The 25,947-nt window shown below is 53.8% G+C and carries 27 protein-coding genes; 21 read left to right on the forward strand and 6 right to left on the reverse strand.

The window, feature by feature from the left end:
• The first annotated feature begins 7 nt into the window (after positions 1-7).
• Positions 8-1,042 (forward strand): uroporphyrinogen decarboxylase, encoded by a 1,035-nt coding sequence (gene hemE / locus GOV45_RS04405; protein WP_170474693.1) that lies wholly within the window; start codon positions 8-10, stop codon positions 1,040-1,042.
• A gap of 15 nt (positions 1,043-1,057) precedes the next feature.
• Here the strand turns inward: hemE and GOV45_RS04410 are convergent, their stop codons facing one another.
• Positions 1,058-2,176 carry a CaiB/BaiF CoA transferase family protein gene (locus GOV45_RS04410; protein WP_170474696.1) on the reverse strand — a complete coding sequence of 373 codons (1,119 nt, stop codon included), beginning with the start codon at positions 2,174-2,176 and terminating at the stop codon, positions 1,058-1,060.
• 154 nt (positions 2,177-2,330) lie between these two features.
• Between GOV45_RS04410 and GOV45_RS04415 the strand changes: the two genes are divergently transcribed.
• The 7 genes from GOV45_RS04415 to uvrC all read left to right on the forward strand — a co-directional run bounded on the left by GOV45_RS04415 (position 2,331) and on the right by uvrC (position 9,004).
• The gene (locus GOV45_RS04415) at positions 2,331-3,260 is read left to right on the forward strand and encodes an ABC transporter ATP-binding protein (RefSeq protein WP_170474699.1); all 930 of its coding nucleotides are present in this window, start codon (positions 2,331-2,333) and stop codon (positions 3,258-3,260) included.
• Positions 3,257-4,018, forward strand: a complete 762-nt coding sequence (locus GOV45_RS04420) for an ABC transporter permease (RefSeq protein ID WP_170474702.1) — start codon at positions 3,257-3,259, stop codon at positions 4,016-4,018. The genes GOV45_RS04415 and GOV45_RS04420 overlap by 4 nt, the downstream gene beginning before the upstream one ends.
• A 104-nt stretch (positions 4,019-4,122) precedes the next feature.
• Positions 4,123-4,920: a S49 family peptidase gene (locus tag GOV45_RS04425; RefSeq protein ID WP_170474705.1), complete on the forward strand. Its 798-nt coding sequence runs from the start codon at positions 4,123-4,125 to the stop codon at positions 4,918-4,920.
• The gene (locus GOV45_RS23705; RefSeq protein WP_254447897.1) at positions 4,901-5,092 is read left to right on the forward strand and encodes a hypothetical protein; all 192 of its coding nucleotides are present in this window, start codon (positions 4,901-4,903) and stop codon (positions 5,090-5,092) included. The genes GOV45_RS04425 and GOV45_RS23705 overlap by 20 nt, the downstream gene beginning before the upstream one ends.
• Positions 5,089-6,039, forward strand: a complete 951-nt coding sequence (locus tag GOV45_RS04430) for a calcium/sodium antiporter (RefSeq protein WP_170474708.1) — start codon at positions 5,089-5,091, stop codon at positions 6,037-6,039. Before GOV45_RS23705 ends, GOV45_RS04430 begins: the two co-directional genes overlap by 4 nt.
• A gap of 20 nt (positions 6,040-6,059) precedes the next feature.
• Positions 6,060-6,839, forward strand: a complete 780-nt coding sequence (locus GOV45_RS04435; RefSeq protein ID WP_170474710.1) for an SDR family oxidoreductase — start codon at positions 6,060-6,062, stop codon at positions 6,837-6,839.
• A gap of 290 nt (positions 6,840-7,129) precedes the next feature.
• Positions 7,130-9,004 (forward strand): excinuclease ABC subunit UvrC, encoded by a 1,875-nt coding sequence (gene uvrC / locus GOV45_RS04440; RefSeq protein ID WP_170475389.1) that lies wholly within the window; start codon positions 7,130-7,132, stop codon positions 9,002-9,004.
• Here the strand turns inward: uvrC and GOV45_RS04445 are convergent.
• Positions 9,001-9,885, reverse strand: coding sequence for a DMT family transporter (locus GOV45_RS04445; protein WP_170474713.1), 885 nt, complete (start codon positions 9,883-9,885; stop codon positions 9,001-9,003). The genes uvrC and GOV45_RS04445 overlap by 4 nt on opposite strands.
• A gap of 176 nt (positions 9,886-10,061) precedes the next feature.
• On the opposite strand from GOV45_RS04445, the gene pgsA reads away from it, so the two are divergent.
• Genes pgsA through GOV45_RS04460 form a run of 3 tightly spaced genes read left to right on the forward strand, consistent with a single transcriptional unit; the run spans position 10,062 to position 11,427 of the window.
• A complete protein-coding gene (pgsA, locus tag GOV45_RS04450; RefSeq protein ID WP_170474716.1) occupies positions 10,062-10,730 on the forward strand; it encodes a CDP-diacylglycerol--glycerol-3-phosphate 3-phosphatidyltransferase in 669 nt (222 codons plus the stop codon).
• 3 nt (positions 10,731-10,733) lie between these two features.
• Entirely contained in the window at positions 10,734-10,979 is a 246-nt protein-coding gene (gene moaD, locus GOV45_RS04455; protein WP_170474719.1) for a molybdopterin converting factor subunit 1, read from the forward strand.
• A 4-nt stretch (positions 10,980-10,983) separates the two neighbouring features.
• Complete coding sequence (locus tag GOV45_RS04460) at positions 10,984-11,427, forward strand: molybdenum cofactor biosynthesis protein MoaE (RefSeq protein WP_170474722.1); 444 nt, start codon at positions 10,984-10,986, stop codon at positions 11,425-11,427.
• 26 nt (positions 11,428-11,453) lie between these two features.
• Here the strand turns inward: GOV45_RS04460 and GOV45_RS04465 are convergent, their stop codons facing one another.
• The 3 genes from GOV45_RS04465 to ubiA form a co-directional block, all read right to left on the reverse strand.
• Positions 11,454-11,774: a hypothetical protein gene (locus tag GOV45_RS04465; RefSeq protein ID WP_170474725.1), complete on the reverse strand. Its 321-nt coding sequence runs from the start codon at positions 11,772-11,774 to the stop codon at positions 11,454-11,456.
• Entirely contained in the window at positions 11,761-13,695 is a 1,935-nt protein-coding gene (locus tag GOV45_RS04470; protein ID WP_170475391.1) for an OmpA family protein, read from the reverse strand. The genes GOV45_RS04465 and GOV45_RS04470 overlap by 14 nt, the downstream gene beginning before the upstream one ends.
• 66 nt (positions 13,696-13,761) lie before the next feature.
• Positions 13,762-14,724, reverse strand: coding sequence for a 4-hydroxybenzoate octaprenyltransferase (gene ubiA, locus GOV45_RS04475; protein ID WP_170474729.1), 963 nt, complete (start codon positions 14,722-14,724; stop codon positions 13,762-13,764).
• A 12-nt stretch (positions 14,725-14,736) separates the two neighbouring features.
• On the opposite strand from ubiA, the gene GOV45_RS04480 reads away from it, so the two are divergent.
• From GOV45_RS04480 to GOV45_RS04525, 10 genes are all read left to right on the forward strand, one after another.
• Positions 14,737-15,462, forward strand: a complete 726-nt coding sequence (locus tag GOV45_RS04480; RefSeq protein WP_170474731.1) for a 16S rRNA (uracil(1498)-N(3))-methyltransferase — start codon at positions 14,737-14,739, stop codon at positions 15,460-15,462.
• Positions 15,459-16,256, forward strand: coding sequence for a hypothetical protein (locus GOV45_RS04485; RefSeq protein WP_170474734.1), 798 nt, complete (start codon positions 15,459-15,461; stop codon positions 16,254-16,256). The genes GOV45_RS04480 and GOV45_RS04485 overlap by 4 nt, the downstream gene beginning before the upstream one ends.
• Positions 16,253-16,780, forward strand: a complete 528-nt coding sequence (locus GOV45_RS04490) for a hypothetical protein (protein WP_170474737.1) — start codon at positions 16,253-16,255, stop codon at positions 16,778-16,780. Before GOV45_RS04485 ends, GOV45_RS04490 begins: the two co-directional genes overlap by 4 nt.
• A gap of 65 nt (positions 16,781-16,845) precedes the next feature.
• Complete coding sequence (locus tag GOV45_RS04495; RefSeq protein WP_170474739.1) at positions 16,846-18,216, forward strand: glutamate--cysteine ligase; 1,371 nt, start codon at positions 16,846-16,848, stop codon at positions 18,214-18,216.
• 127 nt (positions 18,217-18,343) lie between these two features.
• Positions 18,344-19,411, forward strand: coding sequence for a Hint domain-containing protein (locus GOV45_RS04500; RefSeq protein ID WP_170474742.1), 1,068 nt, complete (start codon positions 18,344-18,346; stop codon positions 19,409-19,411).
• A gap of 77 nt (positions 19,412-19,488) precedes the next feature.
• A complete protein-coding gene (pheS, locus tag GOV45_RS04505) occupies positions 19,489-20,562 on the forward strand; it encodes a phenylalanine--tRNA ligase subunit alpha (protein ID WP_170474745.1) in 1,074 nt (357 codons plus the stop codon).
• Positions 20,559-21,143, forward strand: coding sequence for a hypothetical protein (locus tag GOV45_RS04510; RefSeq protein ID WP_170474748.1), 585 nt, complete (start codon positions 20,559-20,561; stop codon positions 21,141-21,143). The genes pheS and GOV45_RS04510 overlap by 4 nt, the downstream gene beginning before the upstream one ends.
• Positions 21,144-21,250: 107 nt before the next feature.
• Positions 21,251-22,045: an alpha/beta hydrolase family esterase gene (locus GOV45_RS04515; RefSeq protein ID WP_170475392.1), complete on the forward strand. Its 795-nt coding sequence runs from the start codon at positions 21,251-21,253 to the stop codon at positions 22,043-22,045.
• A 78-nt stretch (positions 22,046-22,123) separates the two neighbouring features.
• Complete coding sequence (gene pheT, locus GOV45_RS04520; RefSeq protein WP_170474751.1) at positions 22,124-24,520, forward strand: phenylalanine--tRNA ligase subunit beta; 2,397 nt, start codon at positions 22,124-22,126, stop codon at positions 24,518-24,520.
• An 80-nt stretch (positions 24,521-24,600) separates the two neighbouring features.
• Positions 24,601-25,047: a YtoQ family protein gene (locus GOV45_RS04525; protein WP_170474753.1), complete on the forward strand. Its 447-nt coding sequence runs from the start codon at positions 24,601-24,603 to the stop codon at positions 25,045-25,047.
• Between the two features lie 54 nt (positions 25,048-25,101).
• Here the strand turns inward: GOV45_RS04525 and GOV45_RS04530 are convergent, their stop codons facing one another.
• The gene (locus tag GOV45_RS04530; RefSeq protein WP_170474756.1) at positions 25,102-25,800 is read right to left on the reverse strand and encodes a glutathione S-transferase family protein; all 699 of its coding nucleotides are present in this window, start codon (positions 25,798-25,800) and stop codon (positions 25,102-25,104) included.
• Positions 25,801-25,947 lie beyond the last annotated feature (147 nt).

A 25,947-nucleotide genomic window follows, 5' to 3' on the forward strand; every position in this document is an offset into this window, starting at 1 on the left:
GGCATGCATGGCCGAGAAAAAGAAATTGCTGCGGGCGTTGGCGGGCAAGGTTCAGGATGTGCCTCCCATTTGGATGATGCGTCAAGCGGGCAGGTATCTGCCTGAATACCGAGCCACACGCGCCCAAGCGGGAGATTTCCTATCGCTGTGTTACAATCCGGAACTGGCGGCCGAGGTGACATTACAACCTATCCGACGTTACGGGTTCGATGCAGCGATACTGTTCGCTGATATCCTTTTGGTGCCGCAGGCGCTGGGTGCTGACCTTTGGTTCGTTGCGGGCGAAGGACCGCGCTTGTCCACAATCTCACGGCAGGCAGAATTTGATTTACTCAATCCTGCAAGCGAAATTCACGATACCCTTTCACCAATCTACGAAACGGTTCGCATCCTTACGCGCGAACTTCCCCCGGAGACAACGCTGATAGGGTTCGCTGGCGCGCCTTGGACGGTCGCGACATACATGATTGCCGGACGCGGTACACCTGATCAAGGTCCTGCCCATGCACTGAGGCAGGAAAACACGGCTCTTTTTGAGGCTTTACTCGACAGGATCACCTTTGCCACCATCGAATATTTGTCAGCGCAGATCGACGCTGGCGTGGAAGTCGTTAAGATATTCGATAGCTGGGCTGGGTCTCTCAAAGGGGAAGCATTTCGGAAATATTCGGTCGAGCCTTGTCGGATCATTACAAAAGCTATCAAAGAACGCTACCCGGGAATTCCCGTGATTGGATTTCCTCGCGAGGCGGGTGAGGGCTACGTGGGTTTTGCGCAAGCCACCGGTGTTGATTGCGTCGCCTTGGATAATTCCGTGTCGCCTGTTTGGGCCGCGAAACATGTTCAAGTAGACGGATGCGTTCAAGGAAATCTGGCTTCGTCACACATGGTCACGGGCGGGCAGGCACTGGTCAATGAAACCCGCGCGATTGTCGAAGCTTTTTCCAATGGGCCGCATATTTTTAATCTCGGCCATGGGATTACGCCGGATGCCGACCCCGATAACGTGCAGCTGATGATCGACACGGTGCGCGGCAGGTAAACCCGCTATACTACATTAGACAGATTTATTGGTTCTCGCTGGGGGCTTGGTGTCAATGTCGAGATCGGCCAGAATCTCATTCGTGTGTTCGCCACGGGTGGGTATTGGCCCAGGTTGCCATTTATGCGTTGAAAACCTTGGCGCAGCAGCAGCCTGTAGTGCGCCATCGAGTGTTTGCCATGTTCCGCGGGCCCGGTTCATTTCGTGATGCCGTGCTTCTTGCGGACTTAGAACAGGAGCGACACAGGCATCAGTGCCAGCAAACAGTTTTGCCCATTGATCGCGCGATTTAGTGGAAAAAAGTTCGGCCAAGCGTTCCGTCAACTCTGGCCAAAGTGCCGCGTCAAACTGGTTTTGAAACTTTGGGTCACCAGAAAGATCAAGCAGCTCCAAGAATTCCGCATAGAATTTTGGCTCGAGGCACTGGACTGAGATGTGCTTGCCATCCGAGCAAGTATAACAACGGCTCCAATGTGGCCCGTCCAAAAGGCTATTACCACGTGTCTCTGATAAGCCGCCAACTTGGCCAAGGCTCATCAGCAAGTTCATCAAATGGGCAGAGCCGTCATATATGGCTGCGTCAACTACGGTGCCGCGACCGGTCTGCTGGGCATTCAACAGGGCAGCAAGAATCCCCGTAACCAGATACATTGCACCTCCGCCTATGTCGCCAACAAGTGTTGCAGGGGTCTGAGGAACCGAGCCTGGGGCAGAGGCGTACCAAAGCGCGCCTGACAGGGCGATATAGTTCAGGTCGTGGCCGGCGGTTTCCGAGTTTGGGCTGTCCTGACCCCAGCCTGTCATACGCCCGTAAACCAGTTTGGGGTTTTCGGCCAGGCATATTTCGGGCCCCAATCCTAACTTCTCCATTACGCCAGGTCTAAAACCTTCGATCAGCGCATCGGAAGAGGCGATGAGACGTCGGGCGATTTCAAGATCGCCCTGTTCCTTCAGGTTCAGTTCAACGGATCGTTTTCCCCGATCCAACAGAGACCGATCAGGTGTGGCGGGTGTCACAGGTCCACCCGCCCGGTGTATCGTGATCACGTCCGCGCCAAGATCGGCTAACAGCATGGCAGCGAACGGGCCAGGTCCTAAACCTTCGATTTCGATAATGCGTAATCCATCCAGCATAGCTGCCCTCCTGCAAAGTAGGGTTTCGTTCCAAGACCCGGAAAGCAAGAGTACATTGAACAGTCTACAGCCTTTGCGAACAGTCATGTGTGCGATTTTGATCTGTTCGCCCATGATTTGTCGCGGTAATGTGCACAGCGGAACGAGGACGAACATGAATACGATTTTGTCGATCAAGGATCTGCGCAAATCATATGCGGGCGGTTTTGAGGCGTTGAAGGGCGTCTCACTGGACATAAAAGAAGGGGAAATACTGGCTCTATTGGGTCCAAATGGCGCCGGGAAAACGACTTTGATTTCAACAGTATGTGGTATTACGACGCCGACTTCGGGCGTTGTTACTGTTGGGGGGTACGATACTCAATCGGATTTCCGAGCAGCGCGTCAGATGATTGGATTAGTGCCGCAGGACATCGCGCTCGAACCCTTCGAAAAGGTTTGGAACACGGTGCGTTTTTCACGCGGGTTGTTCGGTTATGGCAAAGATAACGCCAAGATTGAAGATATTCTGCGCAAACTGTCGCTATGGGACAAACGCCGTAGTTCAATGAAGGAACTGTCGGGCGGTATGAAACGGCGCGTCCTGATTGCCAAAGCCTTGGCGCATGAACCTCGCGTGTTGTTTCTGGACGAACCCACCGCTGGCGTCGACGTAGAACTGCGAAAGGATATGTGGGCGATCGTGGCCGAATTGAAAGCGGCTGGTGTCACCATCATATTGACGACGCACTACATCGAAGAGGCCGAAGCTATCGCCGATCGAATTGGCGTTATTGACAAGGGCGAGTTGCTTTTGGTGCAGGACAAAGAGACGCTGATGTCTCAGATGGGAAAGAAGCAGATCGAGGTGACGCTGAACGAGCCCATCGACTCCATCCCGGACAGCCTGTCTGACCATCGGCTTTCGTTGAACGGCTCTGGCGATGTTCTAGTGTTTACCTATGACACCAACGCCGAACGTACTGGCATCACAACCTTGCTGAACGACGTCGCGCAAGCAGGCCTTGTGTTGAGGGACGTGCAGACCCGTCAGTCGAGCCTCGAGGAGATATTTGTCAACCTGGTGTCCGGAGAACCCGAATGAACTGGTCTGCGATTGCCGCAATCTATCGATTTGAAATGGGAAGGTTCTTTCGCACCTTGGCGCAAAGTTTTCTGTCGCCTGTTATTTCTACAACTCTCTATTTTGTTGTTTTCGGAACCGCCATTGGCAGCCGGATTCAAGAGGTCGAAGGCGTGCCATATGGTGCGTTTATTGTTCCCGGGCTGATAATATTGTCGGTTGTAATGCTGGCAATTTCGAATGCTTCATTCGCGATTTATTTCCCGAAGTTTCTGGGTACGATCTATGAACTGCTCTCGGCACCTGTAAATTTCATCGAAATCGTGATCGGCTATGTTGGGGCTGCGGCCACCAAGTCCCTATTTGTGGGCTTGGTGATTTTGGTGACTGCTACATTTTTCGTGGACATTCGTATTGAACACCCGTTTGCGATGGCAGCGTTTCTGATTTTGACGTGTTTAAGCTTTTCGTTACTGGGCTTTATTATCGGTATTTGGGCCAGCAATTTCGAACAGATGTCGCTGGTGCCGCAGCTTGTCGTCACGCCGCTGATTTTTCTGGGCGGCACATTTTATTCAATCTCAATGCTGCCGCCCATTTGGCAGACCATTACATTGTTCAATCCAGTGGTTTATCTGATCTCAGGCTTTCGCTGGTCATTCTACGGGTTGGCGGATGTGCCGATCGCTTTCAGTTTGCTAGCCATCCTGGCCTTTACCTGTGGGTGCCTTGCAATAGTTGGCTGGATCTTCAAAACTGGCTGGCGCATCCGCAGTTAGGGCGTTGCATTTTTGCCCATCGGATGTGTTAAATTGGTTTTCGTCGTGGATATGGCCCTCAGGTTCCCTTGTTTAAGCGTGAGGCGCACTCTACATCGGCACCCATGAAGTTCAGCCTGCCTTTTCTAAAAAAGTCCCCCCTTGTGGCCGTGATCCGTTTGTCCGGAGCTATTGGCATGGCCGGTCGTGCGTCTCTGAGCGACACGACGCTGGCCCCAATTCTGGAAAAAGCATTCCGCAAGGGTAAACCAGTCGCAGTTGCGCTCGAAATCAATTCTCCCGGAGGGTCTCCGGTTCAAAGTTCACTGATTGGAGCGCGGATCAGGCGTCTGTCAGACGAGCTGGAAATTCCAGTGTTTGCATTTGTCGAAGACGTGGCGGCGTCAGGTGGTTATTGGTTGGCAGCATCGGCTGACGAAATCTGGGCCGATGACTGCTCTGTCATTGGTTCAATAGGAGTTATTTCTGCGGGCTTTGGTGCCCATGTATTCTTGGCGCGGCAGGGGGTAGAACGCAGGGTTCATACTGCCGGTCAGTCAAAATCGATGTTGGACCCATTCGCCCCGGAAAAGAAAGAAGATGTCGAACGGCTAAAAACTTTGCTCGGCGATATCCACGAAAACTTTATCGCGCACGTAAAAACACGTCGTGGAGACAAGCTGGATGGAAAAGCCGATTTGTTTAACGGTGAGATTTGGCTGGCTCGCAGGGCGCAGGAACTGGGCCTGATTGACGGGGTTGCCCATCTGAAGCCGAAAATGCAGGAACGCTATGGAGAAAAAGTAAAATTCCGCCGCTACGGCCTGCGCAAGCAGATCTGGTCGCGCATTGGTGCTACTTTGACCCAGGACGCAATTGCCAGCCTTGAGGAGCGCGCAGCCTATGCGCGTTTCGGGTTGTAACGTGATCATCAAGGCCGTAACCCTTTTCCTGATTGCTATGGGGGTACTGGCGATGTTCGGCAAGCTTCGCTTTCCCGGACAACGCCGCCTGAAATCCGCTAAATGTCCGCGCTGCGGCCGTTTTCGAATAGGTAAAGGCCCTTGCGCCTGTGAAAAAGGAGGCCGCGGATGACGGCGTGGCTGCTTTCCGGCCTGGGGTTGCTTATCCTTTTACTGGCCGGAGACGCGCTGGTGCGCGGCGCGGTAAACCTCAGCCTAAGGTTAGGTGTACCCGCGCTTATTGTAAGTTTGACTATTGTGGCCTTTGGCACGTCGGCACCTGAACTATTGATTGCCATCAGTGCTGTTCAAGAAAATGCTCCGGGGATCGCGCTGGGTAACGTGGTCGGTTCGAACACGGCAAATATACTTTTGGTTTTGGGCGTTCCGGCCATGCTGGCCACTCTTCACACCAGCGAATGTGACAGTCGCAAGAACTATGTATTCATGTTGATTGCATCGGTTCTGTTCATCGCCTTGGCATTTCTTGGTGTCTTTACATTGCTCAGCGGGGCAATCCTGCTTGCTGCCTTGGCGTTGGTTCTTGCAAACGCTTTTCGTGAAGCGCACGCGCACCGCAGTGCTTGTGCTGCTGGAGAAGAATTGGAAGGGTTGGAAGAGGCCGACCCGGATATGCCTTACTGGAAACTGTCGATCTACCTGATCCTCGGGTTGATCGGACTACCGATGGGTGCCCATCTGCTGGTGGAAAACGCAACCGTCATAGCTCTCACGTACGGTGTGAGCGAAACTGTGATTGGTTTGACACTGGTCGCAGTTGGAACATCGTTGCCGGAACTTGCGACCACTGTGATGGCTGCTTTGCGCAGGCAGGCGGACGTGGCGTTGGGCAATGTGATCGGTTCGAACATGTTCAATCTATTGGCCATTATCGGCATTGCCACTTTGTTCGGTCGCATCCCTGTAGACCCAGAATTTTTGCAGTTCGATCTTTGGGTGATGTTGGGTGCGTCGCTGTTGCTGGTACCATTCGTGTTCTTCAAAAAGGACATTACCCGCGTGTGGGGCATGGTATTGACGATGTTATATTTGGTGTATGTCGTCATTCTTCTGGCGTGATCTGACCTAGGGAGGCCACGATGCCCAAAGCTTTGGTAACTGGTGCTGGGCGGCGATTGGGTCGTTCTATGGCGATTTATCTTGCAGAACGCGGTCATGACGTTGCAATCCACTACGCTTCTTCGCGCGAGGCGGCAGAGGATACCGCCGACAAGATCAAAGCGCTTGGTCGGTCCGCGATCGCATTGAAGGCCGACTTGTTGGATGAAAATCAAGTCCATTCACTGTTGCCCCGTGCCGCGGAGGCGCTGGGTGGTCCGGTAACCTGCCTGGTGAACAACGCGTCGATTTTTGAATACGACAATATTCAAACCGCAACACGCCGCAGTTGGGATCGCCATATCGACAGCAACCTAAGAGCTCCATTCGTTTTAACACAGTCTATGGCCGAACAGGGACTTGAACCGATTGTTGACAACGAGGGAGAGCCAGTCGCAACGGGCTTGATCGTAAACATGGTCGACATGCGGGTACGAAAACTGACACCAGAATTCATGACGTACACTATCGCCAAAATGGGGTTGTGGGCTTTGACGCGCACGACCGCTCAGGCACTCACACCTGCGATCCGCGTAAATGCGATCGGCCCTGGCCCGACTTTACAAGGCCACCGTCAAAGCGAAGCCCACTTCAAGGCCCAGAGAAAAAATACGGTTTTGGAACGGGGCGCAAACCCTTCAGATATTACCGCGGCACTGGGGTATTTTTTGGACGCTCATGCGGTCACCGGGCAGTTGTTATGCGTCGATGGCGGTCAACACCTCGTTTGGCAGACGCCGGATGTTCTTGGCGTGGAATAGACATATTCGCTTCAAGTTTTGCACCGCTCGCAGCTTTGTTACACTTGCGTTACAAAAATGTCTTTTTTTTCATACACTTGTTTTACACATAAAAAAATACTCAATAATTTCAAATAGTTAAAATAGTGCCCAATTTTTAGGCAGTTCAGCGAAAGGACAGTAATTTAAGGGGATTTCGACAAACCCAAAAACTTATCTGCGTAGTTATCCACAGAAACCGTGGATTTGTTTTCTCTTGATCTAAGGCGCACAAGATTGCAGCCATTGCCAGAGAATCATATCTCATGACTATGACGTCCCAGAACGAATCGACTTCGGAAACTCAGCCATCAGGTTATGCCTGCATCCATAGATATGTGAAAACGCTGGACAGTTCGCCTGGCGTCTATCGCATGTTGGATAGCGAGAGCAGAGTCCTTTATGTAGGCAAGGCCCGAAACCTGAAAGCGCGGGTATCCAATTACGCTCGTCCCGGTCATTCTGGTCGGATCGAGAGGATGATCGCCGCTACAGCCTCGATGATGTTCTTGACTACCCGAACTGAAACCGAAGCTCTGTTGCTTGAGCAGAACCTGATCAAGCAACTAAAGCCAAAGTACAACGTGCTGCTACGTGATGACAAAAGCTTTCCAAATATTCTGGTGGCCAAGGATCATTCTTTTCCTCAGATAAAAAAGCATCGGGGTGCAAAGAAAGAAAAGGGCGCTTACTTTGGCCCCTTCGCCAGTGCAGGTGCTGTGAACCGGACCCTCAATCAGCTTCAAAAGGCATTTCTGCTGCGAAACTGTTCGGATTCGATGTTCGACAGTCGTACGCGGCCCTGTCTTCTCTATCAGATCAAGAGGTGCTCGGGACCATGTGTCGGGTTGATCTCGGACAAAGAATACCGCGAAAGTGTCAAAGATGCAGAGCGGTTCTTGTCTGGGCGATCTACTAATGTTCAGGAAGAGCTGGCCGAACAGATGATGGCGGCGTCCGAGGCGATGGAATTTGAGCGTGCTGCCAGTCTTCGGGATCGAATTCGGGCTTTAACGCAAGTTCAAACCAGCCAAGGAATCAATCCGCGCGGTGTTACCGAGGCGGATGTAATCGGACTGTTCATGGACAGCGGACAGGCCTGTGTACAAGTTTTCTTCATCCGGGCCAACCAGAACTGGGGCAACCGAGATTTTTATCCGCGTGTCGGGCCAGATGTTTCTGCGGCAGAGGTCATGGAAGCGTTTCTGGGGCAATTCTACGACAATAAGGAACCACCGCGTCAGTTGATCTTGTCTGATGCAATCGAAAACGCAGACCTGATGCAGGAAGCATTGTCTGAAAAAGCTGGCCGCAGGGTCGAGATTTTAGTGCCACAGCGTGGAGAAAAACAAGAACTGGTCGCTGGAGCCTTGCGAAATGCGCGCGAATCTTTGGCCCGCCGCATGTCGGAAACTGCCACGCAAGCCAAGCTGTTGCGCGGCTTGGCCGAGGCATTCGATCTAGACAACCTTCCTGAACGGATAGAGGTGTACGACAACTCGCATATCCAGGGCACCAATGCGGTGGGCGGTATGATTGTGGCCGGCCCTGAGGGCTTTATTAAAAACTCTTATCGCAAGTTCAATATCCGCGGTGACGACCTGACACCAGGCGACGACTTTGGAATGATGAAAGAGGTTCTGACGCGCCGCTTTACACGCCTTCAGAAAGAAGATCCGGATCGAGACAAGGGTCATTGGCCGGACCTGTTGTTGATAGACGGAGGGGCAGGCCAGGTCAGTGCAGTGCATGAAATCATGGCGCAGCATGGGGTGGAAGACATCCCGATGATCGGTGTAGCCAAGGGTGTAGACCGGGATCACGGCAAGGAAGAGTTCCATCGATTTGGCCAGCGACCCTTTGCACTAAAACGAAACGATCCTGTTCTGTATTTTATTCAACGATTGCGGGATGAGGCCCACCGTTTTGCTATCGGAACACATCGCGCCAAGCGGTCAAAAGCCGTAGGTGCCACCCCGTTAGATGAAATACCCGGGGTTGGCGCCGCGCGAAAACGCGCGCTGCTGGCGCATTTTGGCAGCGCCAAAGCAGTCAGCCGCGCCAATCTGGCCGACTTAAGAGCAGTGGACGGAATTTCAGCAGGCCTTGCGCAAAAGGTCTATGACTTCTTTCATGAAAAAGGTTAGTGGTATCTGCCGCGCCAAAGGATGTAGAGACCCGAGGCTACGATCAGGGCGCTTCCGATCCACATAGTTTGATCCAATCGCTCGCCGAACAAAAACACGCCCAAACCGATACCGAACAGAAGGCGTGAGTATCGAAACGGTGTCACCGCCGACACTTCGCCGGTTCTCATTGCCTTCATCAGAGACGCATATGCCATTGTACCGAACATCACCGCGCCCGCTAAGTAAAAACCGGAATCAGAGGAAAGAGGTTCTGCAGGAACGCCTTCCACAAAGCGATAGAAAAACCCGGCGACAATGACGCTGAGAAAACCGTAAAATCCCAACAAATCGGTTCCCAGTTGCGCAGGCGCCGCGCGGCTGGCCAGATCTCGACCGGCCAAACCCAGCATTCCGAAAACTGCCAACAGCGATAGAATTGAGAAGCTGTCACCGGTTGGTTGGATGACAACAATTACGCCGGCCATGCCGACAAAGATCGCGCTCCATCGGCGCCAACCGACTGTTTCGCAAAAAATCAGAGCGGCCCCTGCGACGACGACTAATGGTGCGGCTTGTAGTATCACAGTAGCCGAAGACAACGGCGTCAAGGCGACGGCCAGAACATAGAACAACCGACCGAGAACCTCAAAAAACGCTCGGATGAGCATCGGGCGGGAAAGAACATCCCTTTGAAACAGTCGCGAACCTCGCAGCGTCGATATTGCGCCGAATACAGCAGATCCACCCAACCCGAAATAGACCAGAACTTGCCAAACAGGCAGTGACTTGGACATTCCTTTGAGGAAAGCATCTTCAATGGCGAACCCGGCCATCGCTGTAATCATCCAAATACTGCTAATCAGGTTCGATCGGGAATTAGTTAGAACTTGAGCTGTCATCTTGGATGCTTCATTGGCCTGATTCACGCGGCAATCTGACGCCAATCGTGGCGGAGGCCAAGTCCAATTTCGAGCGCACCTGACAGCTGCGGCGCTTTGACCAAGCCCATGTGATCGGTATAGTTTTTTGCTGCACCGTCTTTTCTGTCCGGAACCGGCGATGTAGGCTCCGCTGCATGAAATGGAACTTACCCAATATCCTTACGATACTGCGCCTGCTTGCCGCGCCAGGCCTGGCGGTGATGTTTCTGTACTTCACTCGCCCCTATGCGGACTGGTTTGCGCTAATCCTGTTTTTGTCAGCTGCAATCACCGACTGGTTTGATGGATATCTGGCCCGCGCTTGGAAACAAGAGACCAAGATTGGTGCTATGTTGGACCCTATCGCCGATAAGGCGATGGTTGTAATTGCGCTTATGATCCTAGTGGGCTATTCAACTGAACATTGGACACCTTGGCTGGTTCTTCCAGCAACTGTGATCTTATTCCGAGAAGTTTTTGTTTCTGGCCTGCGCGAGTATTTGGGAAACGTGGCCGGAACATTGAAAGTCACGAAACTGGCAAAATGGAAAACAACCGCGCAGATGGTTGCCATCGCAATAATGTTCTCACAGGGTATTTTTGAACACTATGCAGTGATGGCGACCTACGGCATGGATGCTGATTTGGTCGAACAAGTTATCGCCGGACAAGTTGAGGATGTGAACAATTTACGCTGGCACCTCAGTGGAATGTACTGGTCCGGACAGGTCGGGCTGTGGCTGTTGTGGATTGCCGCTGCGCTGACATTGATCACGGGTTATGACTACCTACGTAAAGCCATGCCTCATCTGAAGGAGAGCTAGTGGATGGATGTGCTGTATTTCGCTTGGGTTCGCGAACGCATCGGAATTCCAAAAGAACGGGTGGAGACCAGGGCTGCCACGGTCGCGGAATTGGTGGCAGAGCTAAGTGAGCGCGAAGATCGCTACGCCGCCGCATTCGCGGATATCTCAGCTTTGCGCGTGGCACTTGATCAGGAGTTGGCTGACTTCGATGCACCGCTTTCCGGTGTGCGCGAAGTGGCTTTTTTTCCGCCAATGACTGGTGGATGACCAAATGCGTATCGCGGTTCAGGAAGAACAATTTGATCTGGGAGCCGAGGCTAATTCATTCGCCCGGGGTAACGTTGCGCATGGAGCTATCGTTACATTCACAGGTGTGGTGCGCGATCTTGCAACCGGCGATTTGGATGTAATGGAAATTGAGCATTATCCCGGCATGACTGAAAGGGCCTTGACGAAGATCGCTCAGGAGGCGCAGAAAAGATGGTCCTTAGGCGACGTGCTGGTGATCCACAGGCATGGGCGTCTTGAGCCAGGAGAGCGGATCATGATGGTCGCCACCGCGGCGCCGCATCGCAAAGATGCGTTCGAGGCAGCAGAGTTTCTGATGGATTATCTTAAATCCCGTGCGCCTTTCTGGAAAAAGGAAATCACCAGGTCGGGTGCGGAATGGGTCGCAGCCAGGGATGAGGATGAAAACGCTTTGGGCCGCTGGTAGCGTCGTAAGACATGTCGCGCGAGCGTTTAGTCCGAGTCTCTGATCCGCCCGCGCAGTTCATCGGCCTCTTGACGCGCAGCGCGAAGTCCGTCCATCGCAGCGGTCAGTTCCGCCTCAGTCTGGGTCAGTTGGTTCGTAAGTTCGGCCTCACGCTGCTGAAGGTAAGTAATTGCCTGATCCCGAGTTTCTTCGGCTTCATGCAGCTCTTGGCTCATGCGATCCAAATCGGCCACATCGCTTTGGCGGACACGCGACAGACGATGGGCCAGCCAGTTGGCGAACCATCCCATGCAAAAGGCCGCGAACAAGATAATGGCAGTGGCTATTATGAATTCAGTTCGGTTCAACTTGCAGATCCCCTGTTTCCGCGTCGGGCGTTGCATCGTCTGTTGGTTCGGCTTCTATCGCTTCAAGTTCGGATTCCAATGCCTCTAGTCCAGATTCATTGTTTGTGCCGGGTTCAGGGCGAACAAGACGGAATTCAATCCGTCGGTTTTCTTCTCGACCCTCTTCTGTATCGTTATCGGCAATGGGCTGCGTTTCGCCATAACCCACCGCAGTATAACTGGACGTTGGGATTCGCCGCCCTCTTAGTTCCGTCAGAATGGATTGCGCACGGGACTGGCTGAGCTGCAGGTTCATCTCTTCGCGACCCTGACTGTCGGTATGACCTTGGATTTCCATCCTTATCGGTCCGCACTCTCGCAGGATATCGGCAATCTGGTTCACTGTGTCACGCGACTCTGCGGCAATTGTGGCCGACCCGGGTTCGAAGGCGATTTTGCTGGCGGATTGAATTTCCGCTATCTGCTCTTCGCACTGCTCAGGGTCGGGCAGAGCGTCTTCCGGTTCAGGCGGTGCCTGATAGGCAATTAGCAGGTTGAAATCCTGTGCATCGCCCAGCTGTTCTGATAGTTGCCCTGCGATCCGGGCTTTTGCTTGGGGATCGTGGGTTATGCCCGAAAGTTCGACATAGTCGGGGGTTACTGTTAATGCTCCGTTATTCAGCTGTGACAGTGCATCAAGTCCGGCCAGTACTCGTACGGACCAGTCTTCCGGCAGGTCAGACACTAAACGGGTTGCGGTGTATACTTGGTTGGACCCAAATGCCGCTTTTGCAAAGCTGTCGACCATGTCCCGCAAGGCTTCATCTTCAAGACGCCCGCGCAATTGCACAAGGCCTTCGGGACTGCGCGTCGCGGTAAACTCGATTGGGCCACTCTGTTCCTGAGTTTCCGGTTCGGTCAGAACGGCATGAAGAACAAATACGTCTGGCAATGCTGTTTCAAGTTCTCCGACCACGCGATCAAAAAGGGCGGGGTCGGTATCCTGTGCGGCCACCAGTGTGACGTCTGCGTCAGAAAGAGTAACGGATCCGCGCCCCAATTCGGAAAGTGCGCGAATACTTAGCTGAGCGGCGCTGGCCCATCGCGGAGAGGGTACGCCCAATCCAATCGTGCAGTCGTGTGGTCCCGTTAAACCAGCTTTCTTGGCCGCCTCTAATATACTGGCGCGCGCTGTTTCGTCTTGGGCAGAACAAGCGTCGAACTGCCCTCCTGCTTCGTTGATCAGATAGCGCAAAGTGAACGGAGTTATGACCGGCCTCGGTGCGGAAATAGATAGCCCAATACGCAGGCTGGGTGGCGCAGCACGGGTCAGCTCCTGTTCCAACCGTTCTTTTTCCTGTTGGCTATCAGTAATCGCGGTGATCCGGACCAACCCGGGGCTTGCAGAAATCTTGGACCTAGGCAGTTTTGATAGCGCCGCGACAGCAAAAGTTACTGCGTCATCCCACCCCTTTGGTTCGGGGTAATCCGCGGTTTCCATAAGGTCTGAAACGCTAACACCGGGGTTCAAGCGTTTTAGGTTGTCGATCAGAGCGCCGCGGTCCTCGCTTGCGGGGATCAAACCAATCAACGAAATTCCATTATCGTTGCGCAAGATCTCGGCCGAGAATCGGGGCGGGTTCAGATTGGCTGTCGGTGCAACTTCCATTTCGTCGATCACGCGCGAAGTGTCGACCTCGGTTCCGGCTGCAGTCAGCGCGTTGAACCGGGTCGCTTCCGTTGGGGCCGTTCCCGTCAAAACAACACGCAAACCGTCCGATTGCACTTCGGCCCAGTCATGACCCTGCAGGTCCAGCGCCCGGCGTACAGCCAGTTCAGAGGCGTCTTCGATCCGTGTGACAGCCAAGCCTGCACCCACAACGGATATCATGGCTGATATGACAAAAAACACGGCAACGGCGATTGCGTATGGCAGGCGCATGGGGTGAATTGTGACTCCTCGGTCGTCTGGCATCGGACTCATACAGACCCCGGGCCGGAGGTTCAATCAGAGCAATAGTGCGACGCAAAGGAAGATAAGCGGAATAAGGCCGGTGTCCCGGTTGGCGCGAAATAATTGCAATAATTTCGCGTTGTCTTCAGTGTCCAGACCGCGCAGTTGCCACGCCATATGCCACCCCATTGCCCACGGCCCTGCCAGCGCGACCGCCAAAGCAAGTAACGAGGCCTGCGGCAATGCAGCGTCGATAATGGCAATTGCCATCAGACTTACTGTAAGAACCAGAAAATACTTGAGCCATCTGGCTGTATCGACGCCAAACAGGCGAGCGGTGGATTTCACACCAATCAATTCATCGTCTTCAGCGTCCTGATGAGCGTAGATCGTATCATAAAACAGGGTCCACGCGATTCCTGACAAGTAAAGGGTGATTGCAGGCCAACCTATAGTCCCTGTATGGGCGGCCCAGGTCAGCAGAACGCCCCAGTTGAAAGCTAATCCAAGAAACACCTGCGGCCACCAAGTGAATCGTTTGGCAAACGGATAGATGGTCACGGGCAGCAAGGACAGTACACCCATTGCGATGGCTGCGCGGTTGAAAGTCAACAGAATTGCCAGTGCAAACAAACATTGAAGTACCATCCAAATTATCGCCTGCCGCACACTGACCTGGCCCGAAGGGATCGGTCGTGACAGTGTCCGCTCGACCCGGGCGTCGATGTCACGGTCCGTTATGTCGTTCCAAGTGCAACCGGCCCCTCGCATCAAGAACGCTCCAATAGCGCAACCTGCCGCAATCCAAAGGTCGCTCCAACGCGCGTCTCCACGGCTGAGGATTGCCAATGCTAATCCCCACCAGCAGGGGATCAGCAGCAGCCAGGTGCCAATAGGTCGATCAGCCCGAGACAAACGCAAGTAAGGGCGCGCAAAGGCCGGAGCGTGGGTATCCACCCAGTTTCCCGTGACGGCATCGGCAACTTGACCGTCTGGTGTTGGCGCATTGCCTTGCATATGTAAGGTCCCATGAACGCAAAAATCAGATTGTATGTAGATCACCCTTTGGGTCAGGGGCAATCGGTTCCTTTGACGCGTGACCAGGCGCATTACCTGTTCGGGGTGATGCGGCTGTCCCTTGGTGGCCCAGTTGCCCTGTTCAACGGTCGCGATGGTGAATGGATGGCCGAGATTGTCGAAGCCGGCAAAAAAGGGGGCGTTCTGATCTGCTTAAAGCAGACCAAGCAACTTCAATTGCCGCCCGACCTGTGGTTTCTGTTCGCGCCAATTAAAAAGGCACGTACCGATTTCATCGTTGAAAAGGCGGCGGAAATGGGCGCGGCGCGGATCATGCCGGTGCAGACGCAATTCACCAATTCCGAGCGCATTCGCCAAGATCGTTTGCAATCCCATGCAATCGAGGCTGCGGAACAATGTGGTGGGACTTTTGTGCCAGAGGTCGTTGACCTGAAACGTCTTGATTCGGTTTTGGACTCTTGGCCCGAAAATCGCCAATTGATGTTCTGTGATGAGGCCGAAGCAGGTGCGGCCTTACATCTGACTGCTACAGAGAAAGGTCGTCCTTGGGCCATTCTGATCGGCCCGGAGGGGGGGTTTTCTGAACGTGAACGCGCGCGGCTGGCGGCGTTACCCTTTGCCCACGTAGTTAGCCTTGGGCCGCGTGTCTTGCGTGCGGATACCGCGGCAGTCGCTGCATTGACCATGTGGCAACAGGTATTGGGGGATTGGACTTGACGCCCCCACCCAGGCTTCATGTTTTGACGGCTACGCAGTCTGACAACGCGGTTATACTGCGCCGAGGACCTTCAGCTCAGGTTGCGGCGTTGTCTTGGGATCGGCGCAGGAACAAGGTAGAATTGGGTCAATGGATCGACGGGCGTATCCATGAATATCGGTGCGACCTGTCCCCCGATGGCAAGCATCTTGTTTATTTTGCTTGCCATGGTTCCAGGTGTTGGACCGCAGTATCCAGAACACCATGGTTGGCGGCCATCGCGTTCTGGCCGCAGGCGGACAGTTGGTTCGGCGGTGGTGCATTCACGGATGAGGGTGCGCTGTGGCGTAATGGGGCAGCTGCGGAAGATCATCTGCCCGATGGACTTGTCCCGGCCCCGATTGATGCTTATCCGCAGTCTACCGATGGATTTCACATGGGGGATCTGGCTGCATCCCGATTGGAACGGCGAGGCTGGAACCGTATTGAAGGTGCGCGATACGAGACGGTTCTGCAGCTCGAGCTTTCCTCTGGATTTGCCTTGCGCCAGAGTTTTTCACTGGGCCGCAAGAACAGGGCAATGATCTCAAGCAGTTATGCTTTGATCGCTCCTGGTGAAGAGAATATTGCTGATTTGAATGGGTGGGAGTGGGCGGACTTTTTTGAAAACAAAATTCAATGGGCCGAAAAAGGAGCGATCTGGCAGGCCAAAATATCACGCGAAGCGGGTCTTGTTGAACGGCATTTGGTATACGATCTGACGCCAATGAGATTTGAAGCCATCAAGGCACCTTATACCGGAGTTGAGCAGTGAGTTTCATCAGACCCGAAGCCAAGTGGGCCCTTTGGCGCTGGCGCGAAGTGTTAACGGCGCTCTTTGTTTTTTTAATAGGCTTAAGCTGGATTAGCGGTCCCGGTGGGTTGTTGGGTTGGTTGGGCTGGGTCCTGATCGCCATTTCCATAGCTCTTGCCGTTATCGGAGTTCAACGCGTCCGTTTTCGCACAGGAGCCGGCGGGCCGGGTGTGGTGACCATTGACGAGGGCCAGATAACATATTTCGGTCCCCTCGACGGTGGTATCGTCGCCACGCAGGAAATCGAACGTTTGGCATTGGACCCTACTTCCAATCCGGCACTTTGGGTTCTGGATCAGCCCGGCCAACCCACGCTTCACATTCCAGTGAATGCGGAAGGGGCCGAAGCGTTGTTTGACGTGTTTTCCAGTCTGCCGGGACTAAAAACCGAGCATATGCTGTCGGAACTAAACGGCGGTTCTGAACACCCGGTCGTCATTTGGGAACGACGCCCATCGCGCCCCTTGCATGTTCGGCTGCATTGACACTGCCGCGGTTTAGGATAACCACTGGCCAACACGACTGACACAGCAAGATCGGAGCACGGTTCATGTCCATCCCTCAGTCCGGCGGCGGACCGATCGAACGCCATGAGCAACTGGCCGAATATCTGGAAGCCGGCTGTAAACCCAAAGTGGATTGGCGTATTGGCACTGAGCATGAAAAATTTGGCTACTGCAAGGACACGTTGAAACCTCTGCCTTATGAAGGTGAACGCTCAATTCTGGCGGTTTTGCAAGGCCTGCGTGATTTGCACGGTTGGGCGCCTGTTGAAGAAGGCGGCAAACTGATTGGCCTGGAAAAAGACGGGGCGAATGTTTCGCTTGAGCCGGGCGGTCAACTGGAACTATCAGGCGCGCCGCTTGAAACGATCCACGAAACCTGTGACGAGGTGAACGCGCATCTGCGCGATGTGAAAGACATTGCGGATAAAATTGGCGTTGGATTCATAGGTCTTGGTGCGGCTCCGATATGGACACATGAAGACATGCCATTGATGCCTAAAGGGCGTTATCGGCTAATGAACGACTACATGGAAAAGGTCGGAACGATGGGCCGGGCCATGATGCGGCGGACTTGCACAGTTCAGGTCAATATCGATTTTGGATCCGAAGCGGACATGGTGCAAAAGCTTCGCGTTGCGCTGGCGTTGCAACCCGTCGCTACGGCGTTATTTGCGAACTCACCATTTTTCGAAGGCAAGCCCAATGGGCAGAAAAGCTGGCGCAGCTACATTTGGCGGCATTTGGATGATGCGCGAACCGGGATGTTGCCTTTCGTGTTTGAAGAAGGTTTTGGGTTCGAACGATACGTTCAGTACGCGCTCGATGTGCCAATGTATTTTGTTTACCGCAATGGAAAGTACATTGATGCGCTCGGCATGTCTTTTCGCGACTTTCTTCAGGGTAAACTGCCGGCTCTGCCCGGTGAGACACCAACACTGAGTGATTGGGCTGACCACCTGACGACGGCATTCCCCGAAGCACGGATCAAGAAATTCATGGAAATGCGCGGAGCTGATGGTGGTCCCTGGCGGCGTCTGTGCGCTTTGCCGGCGTTCTGGGTGGGCCTGACGTATGATCAGGGCGCGCTGGATGCCGCATGGGATCTGGTAAAGGATTGGGATGCCGAGACACGCGAAACTCTGAGAGTCGAAGCCGCAAAGAACGGTTTGCAGGCGCAGGTGGGCAAAATTAATATGCATGATTTGGCGCGCGAGGTGGTTGCGATCGCGAGTTCCGGATTGGCTGCCCGCGCCCGGCCGGGCGCCGGAAGTCTCGTTCAGGATGAGACACATTTTCTGAACGCACTCAACGACAGTATCGAATCCGGGAAAGTGCCTGCTGACGAATTGCTGGACAAGTATTACGGTGAATGGCAAAGCGATCTGACCAGAATTTATCCCGAATTCAGCTACTGACGCCGCAGTGCTGTATAGGGTTGTGTTGCAGTTGGGAAAGCATTTGCTAATCGTTTAAATACACCCTTGCCATCAGCAGGGCGTTTTCGCGTAGTGTTGGGCCACATTTTCTGACTGTGAAAACGAAATGGCCCGTATCAGCGAACTACATTACTCGAACGCTTATGCCGCTCAGACAGGCGTTTCCGAGTTTTTGGAAGTCTCACTTCGTTCGGGTGAGGATCCGGCGGATTTTACCGTGTCGTTCTACCAGGCCAACGGTCAGGTCGGTATCGAAATCCCATTGACTGACCCGTCGGTCCAAGTCTTGATCGACCCGGACAACAACGAACAGGTTTTCGTTATATCGGCAGATGATTTCCCTATCCTTCTGACGGACCCCAATGGTGGTGGCCCCAACAATTACGAAGCTTACGCGCTAACAAATACCTCGACGGGCGAGGTTATCGATTTTTACGATATTGGTGGCGGCACGCAGAATATCGTGGCGCAAAACGGACTTGCGGCAGGTGAAACTTCGGTCAATCTGCCGGTTTTGGTGGGGCCGAACCAAACAACGACTACGTTGCAGTTCAACCAGCCAAACCCGGATTCGCTGGTTTATGGAGATCTTTCACCTGGCGACAGTGGTGCACCCTGTTTTGTGGCCGGAACGCTGGTTGATACTCCGGAGGGCCCGCGGCGGGCGGAGACGCTTAGACCGGGTGACGCTGTATTAACGATCGATGATGGTCCCTGTCCGATCCTTTGGGCCGGGGGACGTACGGTTAAGGGGCACGGCAGACTTGCACCCATCTGTATCCACGCAGGGGCGCTGAGTGCCGACGCTGAAGTTTACGTTTCACCTCAGCACCGGCTTCTTGTGACGGGTTGGCAAGCTCAATTGCTGTTCGGCGAAGATGAGGTTCTGGTTCCCGCTAAGTCATTGGTTGACGGAGTGACTGTCACATCAGCGCCCTGCGATATCGTGCATTATGTCCATTTGTTTTTCGATCGGCATCAGTTGGTATCAACATCAGGTTTGATTTCGGAAAGTTTCTTTCCGGGCGCACAGGCGTTATCCAGTCTTGATCAAGACGCAGCGCGCGAGCTTTTTTTGTTGTTCCCTGAATTGCAGAATCATCCGGCAGGTTATGGCCAGACTGTCCGCCCGGTACAGTGCGGTGCACAGGCGGCAATGCTGCGGGTGATCTGATCCACGCCCTCTTGCTTTCGCGGACTGCTGTGATAGCAGGACTTGAACAGAATTCAGGGCAAGTTTCGGAAAGCGTCATGGACGATCTCAAGGCAAAATATCTGGGGCAGATCGCCGAAGCGGGCGACGAAAACAAGCTCGAGGCGATCCGCGTCGCCGCCGTCGGGAAAAAGGGTGAAGTTGCGCTGAAGATGCGCGAATTGGGTAAAATGACCCCCGAGGAGCGCCAGATTGCAGGACCCGCACTAAACGCCCTCAAGGATGAGATCAACTCGGCTCTTACCGCTAAGAAGGCGGCACTTGCGGATGCCGCTCTGGATGAGCGGCTGCGTACGGAATGGCTGGATGTCACCTTGCCATCGCGTCCGCGCCGTCAGGGTTCAATCCACCCTGTTAGTCAGGCCACCGAAGAATTGACCGCAATTTTCGCCGAGTTGGGGTTTTCGGTGGCCGAAGGGCCGCGGATCGAAACCGATTGGCATAATTTTGACGCTTTGAATATCCCCGGCCACCACCCCGCTCGGGCCGAGATGGATACGTTCTATATGCATCGGGCCAAAGGGGATAACCGCCCGCCGCATGTGCTGCGCACACATACCTCGCCGGTTCAAATCCGCTCGATGGAGCTGCAGGGCGCACCGATCCGCGTGATCTGCCCGGGCGGCGTTTACCGCGCCGATTATGACCAGACCCACACGCCGATGTTCCATCAGGTCGAGGGGTTGGCCTTGGACAAAGACATCTCGATGGCGAACCTGAAGTGGGTGCTGGAAGAGTTCGTTAAAGCGTTCTTTGAGGTCGACGACGTCGAACTGCGCTTCCGCGCCTCACACTTCCCATTCACCGAACCCTCGGCCGAGGTCGACATCCGCTGTTCCTGGGATAACGGTCAGCTAAAGATCGGCGAGGGCGACGACTGGATGGAGATTCTGGGGTCGGGCATGGTCCACCCCAAGGTGATTGCCGCTGGTGGGATTGACCCCGAGGTCTATCAGGGCTTTGCCTTCGGGATTGGCATCGACCGTCTGGCGATGCTGAAATACGGCATCCCTGATCTGCGGGCGTTCTTTGATTCAGACCTGCGCTGGCTGCGCCACTATGGGTTTGCCGCGCTGGATATGCCGAACCTGCATGGTGGTTTGTCGCGGTGAGCGAGGCTGAAGTAATTTCGGCGTGCGAGAATGTGCGCCGTGATTTCAATTGGCTCGTTCTTTCCGATCCTAAAGTATTGCAAGGTGCCCTTACCGTTCTTGCTGCAATGATAGCTGCTTCTACTGCGCTCTATATTGCCCTGAAAATTTATCCAATTCAGAAGCAAAAAGATAAAGACCTTCAAATTCAGGCCGAAACTAGATCCGTTTATGCTGAGACTATTGCGGTACTTGGAGCCTATTTCGGTTTGGTATGTCGAAAGGTGAATTACCTTGAAAGTAACAGTGAAGAATTGAAGTTAGCTTGGACCAGTGTAATTCACCAACAAGGTGTGGTACGCCTTTACGCTTCCGAGGCTGTGAACACTCGCGTAAATGGTTTTGTCAAATCGATGAGGATGTTCAAGGAAGTAAAGCTGAACGATGCCTTGAGAAAAGATGATCCACAGAAGTGGAAAACTGATAGGGCTGAGGCACTTAAAAATTGTAAAGCTGCTAGGAAGGCTATGGTGAGTGTTATGAGGTCAGATTTGCACCAATTGCCTGTCACCGACGAATTCCATGATAGTGTAGAAGACTAACTCGAGTCTACTGATTGATGTTGTAGATTTTTTGAAACGCCGTATTTCGAGCATTTTAACAACAAATTGACATGACACCGGGTGTTTGGTGGTTAGGCTCCGGACTTATGATCTATCGACTACTCTGCCTATACCTACTGATCGCGGTCCAAGCGACTGCTATCGAAACCTGCCACGGCGATGTGGCCTGCGACCTTGGTGACCGCTCGTACCATGTACTTGAACCGGATGGCTGGGACGGCGAAACGCCTTTGCCAGTGTTGCTGCATTTTCACGGTTGGGCACGGCAGGGCGATGTGGTGGTAAATCACTCGCGGATCGCTGGCGCGACCAAGCTGAGGGGCGTGTTGTTGGTGGCACCGAACGGTCAGCGCAAAACTTGGGATTTCTGGACCTCTGAAACCGACGATGTGGCCTTTGCGAACCGGGTTTTGGAGGATGTCGCCAAACGCTATCCAGTGGATCCTAAGCACATCTATGTGTCCGGCTATTCCTACGGCGGTGCTATGGCGTGGCGCTATGCCTGCCAGTCGGGTGATGGCACTGCAGCATTGCTGGCCGTTGCCGGTTCGATCCAGCAGACCGAAGACTGCCCTCAGGCCCCGCGCGAAGTGCGCCACGTGCACGGGCTAAGCGACACAGTCATGGATTTTCCAATAGGTCCGAATGGCGACAAGACCTATCCGGTTGCGCTTTGGCGCGATGCTTTTGATTGCCGGACAGCGACGCCGAGGGGCGACTGGAGCGTCGAGCCATTCCTGACGCTCAGCCGGATAGAATGGAGCGATTGCGCACAGGGGCAGGTGGTGCTGGACACGCATCCGGGCGGGCATTTTATCCCTCACGGCTGGATCGGTCGTCAGTTAGACGAACTTTTGGGCCGCAACCCCACCTATCCGTAACGCGCAACGCTTGCACCTTGGCCCAATCTTTGCCATTGCCTTGGCCGACTGGATGTTTGCCAAAAAAGGCTCCGCGCAATGAAATTCACTCTGTCTTGGCTGAAAGATCACCTCGAAACCGACGCGTCAGTAGACGAGATTGCCGAAACGCTAACCGATCTCGGCCTCGAGGTCGAAGAGATCGTGAACCCGGCGGACCGCCTTAAAGGATTTACGCTGGGTCGCGTCAAGCATGCTGAAAAGCACCCAGACGCAGACAAGCTGCGCGTTTGCACGGTTGAAACTGACGAAGGCGACCTGCAAATCATCTGCGGCGCACCGAACGCACGCGAGGGAATTACCGTAGTTGTCTGCAAGCCAGGCATGTACATCCCCGGTCTGGACTTGACGATCAATGTGGGCAAGATCCGCGGCGTCGAAAGCTTTGGTATGATGGCATCCGAGCGGGAGCTGGAGCTGTCAGACGAACATGACGGTATCATAGAACTGCCCACGGGCGAGGTCGGAGACAAGTTCGTCGACTGGCTGGCCGAGAATGACCCGGCCAAAGTTGATCCAATGATTGAAATCGCTATCACACCTAACCGCCCGGATGCATTGGGCGTTGCTGGGATAGCACGCGATCTGGCTGCTCGTGGCATCGGTAAGCTCAAAGAACGGGATTTTGCGCCTGTACCCGGAGATTTTGAAAGCCCAATCAAGGTGACGATTGATGACGACACGTTGGACGGATGCCCTCATTTCACCGGGCGTTTGATCAAAGGTGTCAAAAATGGTCCCAGTCCACAATGGCTGCAAGACCAGTTGAAGGCGATCGGGTTGCGTCCGATCTCGGCTTTGGTGGATATCACCAACTACATGACGTTTGATCATAACCGCCCTTTGCATGTTTTTGATGCAGACAAAGTTCAAGGAAATCTGCGCGTGCATCGCGCCAAAGGCGGCGAGAAGTTGGTTGCGCTGGATGAAAAAGAATACACTATTCAGCCTGGAATGATGCTGATTTCCGACGACAATGGGCCGGAATCAATAGCGGGTGTCATGGGAGGAGAGGAAACCGGCTGTACCGCAGATACAGTGAATGTATTTCTGGAAAGTGCTTTTTGGGATCACGTACAGATTGCCCTGACCGGGCGAGCGCTTAAGATCAACTCGGACGCGCGTTATAGGTTTGAACGTGGCGTCGACCCGGAATACACCCTGGAAGGGCTGGAACATGCCACTCAGATGATCCTTGATATCTGCGGAGGAGAGGCTTCGAACGTGGTCGAGGCAGGCAAGGCGCCGGATCACGCACGTTCTTACCGGCTGGATGCTGCGCGTGTGCAATCTCTGGTAGGCATGGACATCCCGGAAAGCGAACAGCGTCAAACCTTGACCCGCCTTGGATTTCAGTTGGACGGTGAAATGGCCAAAGTTCCAAGCTGGCGCCCGGATGTCATGGGTGAAGCCGATTTGGTGGAAGAGGTCGCCCGGATCGCATCGCTGACCAAACTTCAAGGCAAGCCATTGTCGCGTGCCAATAGCGGGATACCCAAGCCGGTTATGACCCCGTCTCAACGGCGCCAGTCTATGGCGCGGCGCACGTGTGCGGCGCTAGGTTACAATGAGTGTGTTTCCTACACTTTCATTGATCAGGCTTCGGCCGCGCTGTTTGGCGGCGGCGATGATACCACCATGCTGGAAAACCCGATCTCGTCGGAAATGAGCCACATGCGCCCGGATCTGTTGCCCGGGTTGCTTCAGGCTGCCGCCCGAAACCAGGCTCGCGGTTATTCCGACTTGGCTTTGTTCGAGGTGGGCCCGGTTTTTCACGATGGCGAGCCTGGCGATCAAACGACGCAAATCGCCGGTCTTCTGGTTGGAAATAGTGGTCCTAAAGATGTGCACAGAGCGTCTCGCTCGGTGGACGTGTTTGACGCCAAGGCTGACGCCGAAGAAGTTCTTGCGGCTATAGGAGCGCCAGAAAAAGTTCAGATCATGCGTGGAGCAAATTCTTGGTGGCATCCGGGGCGGCACGGAAAAATCTGTTTAGGACCCAAAAAAGTGCTGGGTGTGTTTGGTGAGTTGCACCCACGCGTTTTGCAGGCGATGGACGTCAAAGGACCAGCGGTGGCATTTGTCGTATGGCCGCAAGAAGTTCCTATGCCGCGTAAGTCCGGTGCAACGCGGTCGGCTTTGGAACTGCGGGACCTGCAGGCGGTCGAACGTGATTTTGCGTTCGTGGTCGACGCGCAGGTTGAGGCATTGACACTTGTCAATGCAGCGGCGGGTGCTGACAAGGTTCTGATTGATAATGTGCGCGTCTTTGATGAGTTCATCGGCGGCAATGTAGGCGACGGCAAGAAATCTCTGGCCATTACAGTGCGTCTTCAACCTTCAGAAGCGACCTTGAAAGATCAGGATATCGAAGCGGTCAGCGCGAAAATTGTCGAAAAAGTCGCTAAGGCAACAGGCGGCGTTCTGCGCGGCTAGAGTCGCTTCGCCCATGGTTTGATCACTTTGGTAAGGCGAGAGCCATTTATCTACTTTGGTTACCTGAAAAGGAGAAAGAAATGCTGAAGGTTTACCTTTCCGGAGAAATACACACCGATTGGCGCGAACAGATTATCGATGGCGCACGTGGCTTAGAGGTAACTTTTAGCAGCCCAGTGACTGATCATGGTGCAAGCGATGATTGCGGCGTAGCCATTTTGGGAGGCGAGCCAAACAAATACTGGCACGACCACAAAGGTGCCATGCTCAACGCAATTCGTACCCGAAAAGGGATCTCGGACTCTGATGTCGTTGTTGTTCGTTTTGGCGACAAATACAAACAGTGGAACGCGGCATTTGACGCGGGTTATGCCTCGGCTTTGGGCAAATCGATCATCGTGTTGCACGGTCCCGATCATCAGCATGCGCTGAAAGAGGTGGATGCCGCTGCTTTGGCTGTTGCGGAAGAACCAGGACAGGTAGTTGAGATTCTGCGATATGTTTTAACCGGAAAATTGTCTGATTAGCCAAATGCAAAGATCGCGAACGGATATTTTGAGCCGTTCGCGCTGATTTACAAACTAGTCGCGTGCCGGTATCGACCTGCCTTTCTGAACCGCGGGCCTGGCAAGGAAACGGTCAAGATAGATCGGAAGGTTGGTAAACTCATCCCACCCCACGACGTCTTTGGTGCCATAAAAATCCAGCGCGGTTAACCATGATGCAATGGCAATGTTTGCTATTGAATAGTCCCCGGCGATCCAATCCTGGCCGTCAAGCTGTGTATTCAAAACGTTCAGCAAACGTTTGGCTTCGTCACGATAACGCGCGCGCGGACGAGGATCTTCGATTTCACTGCCGGCAAATTTATGAAAATACCCAAGTTGACCCAGCATCGGGCCAATACCACCCATTTGGAACATCAGCCACTGGGTGATGCGATGTCGTTCAGACGGTGACCGCCCAAGGAGTGTGCCGCTTTTTTCTGCGAGATAAAGTAGTATCGCTCCACTTTCGAATAGCCCAATTGGCTGACCATCGGGTCCGTCTGGATCAACGATTGCCGGAATTTTGTTGTTGGGGTTGAGCGATAGGAATTCGGGGCTTTTGACATCCGCATCAGCAAGAGTGACCAGATGCGGTTCATAGGCAAGCCCGGTCTCTTCCAACATAATTGACACCTTTATGCCGTTTGGCGTTGGGAACGAATATAGCTGAATCCTTTCAGGCCATTGCGGGGGCCATTTTGACATGATCAGGAATGAGCTTACATCCAGCATCGGAGGTTCCTTTCTCGTGCAACTCATGGGCACTTTGACAAAACCACGTCACCTTGTCAGTTCCGGAACTGTGCGTAAAAGGTCAGCAGATGTTTGCAGGGGAACACTTGGGGGGAAAACCATGCAATCCGGCCCCTAGACCCAACA

The sequence above is a fragment of the Ruegeria arenilitoris genome, assembly GCF_013035425.1.
Lineage (GTDB): Bacteria > Pseudomonadota > Alphaproteobacteria > Rhodobacterales > Rhodobacteraceae > Ruegeria > Ruegeria arenilitoris_A.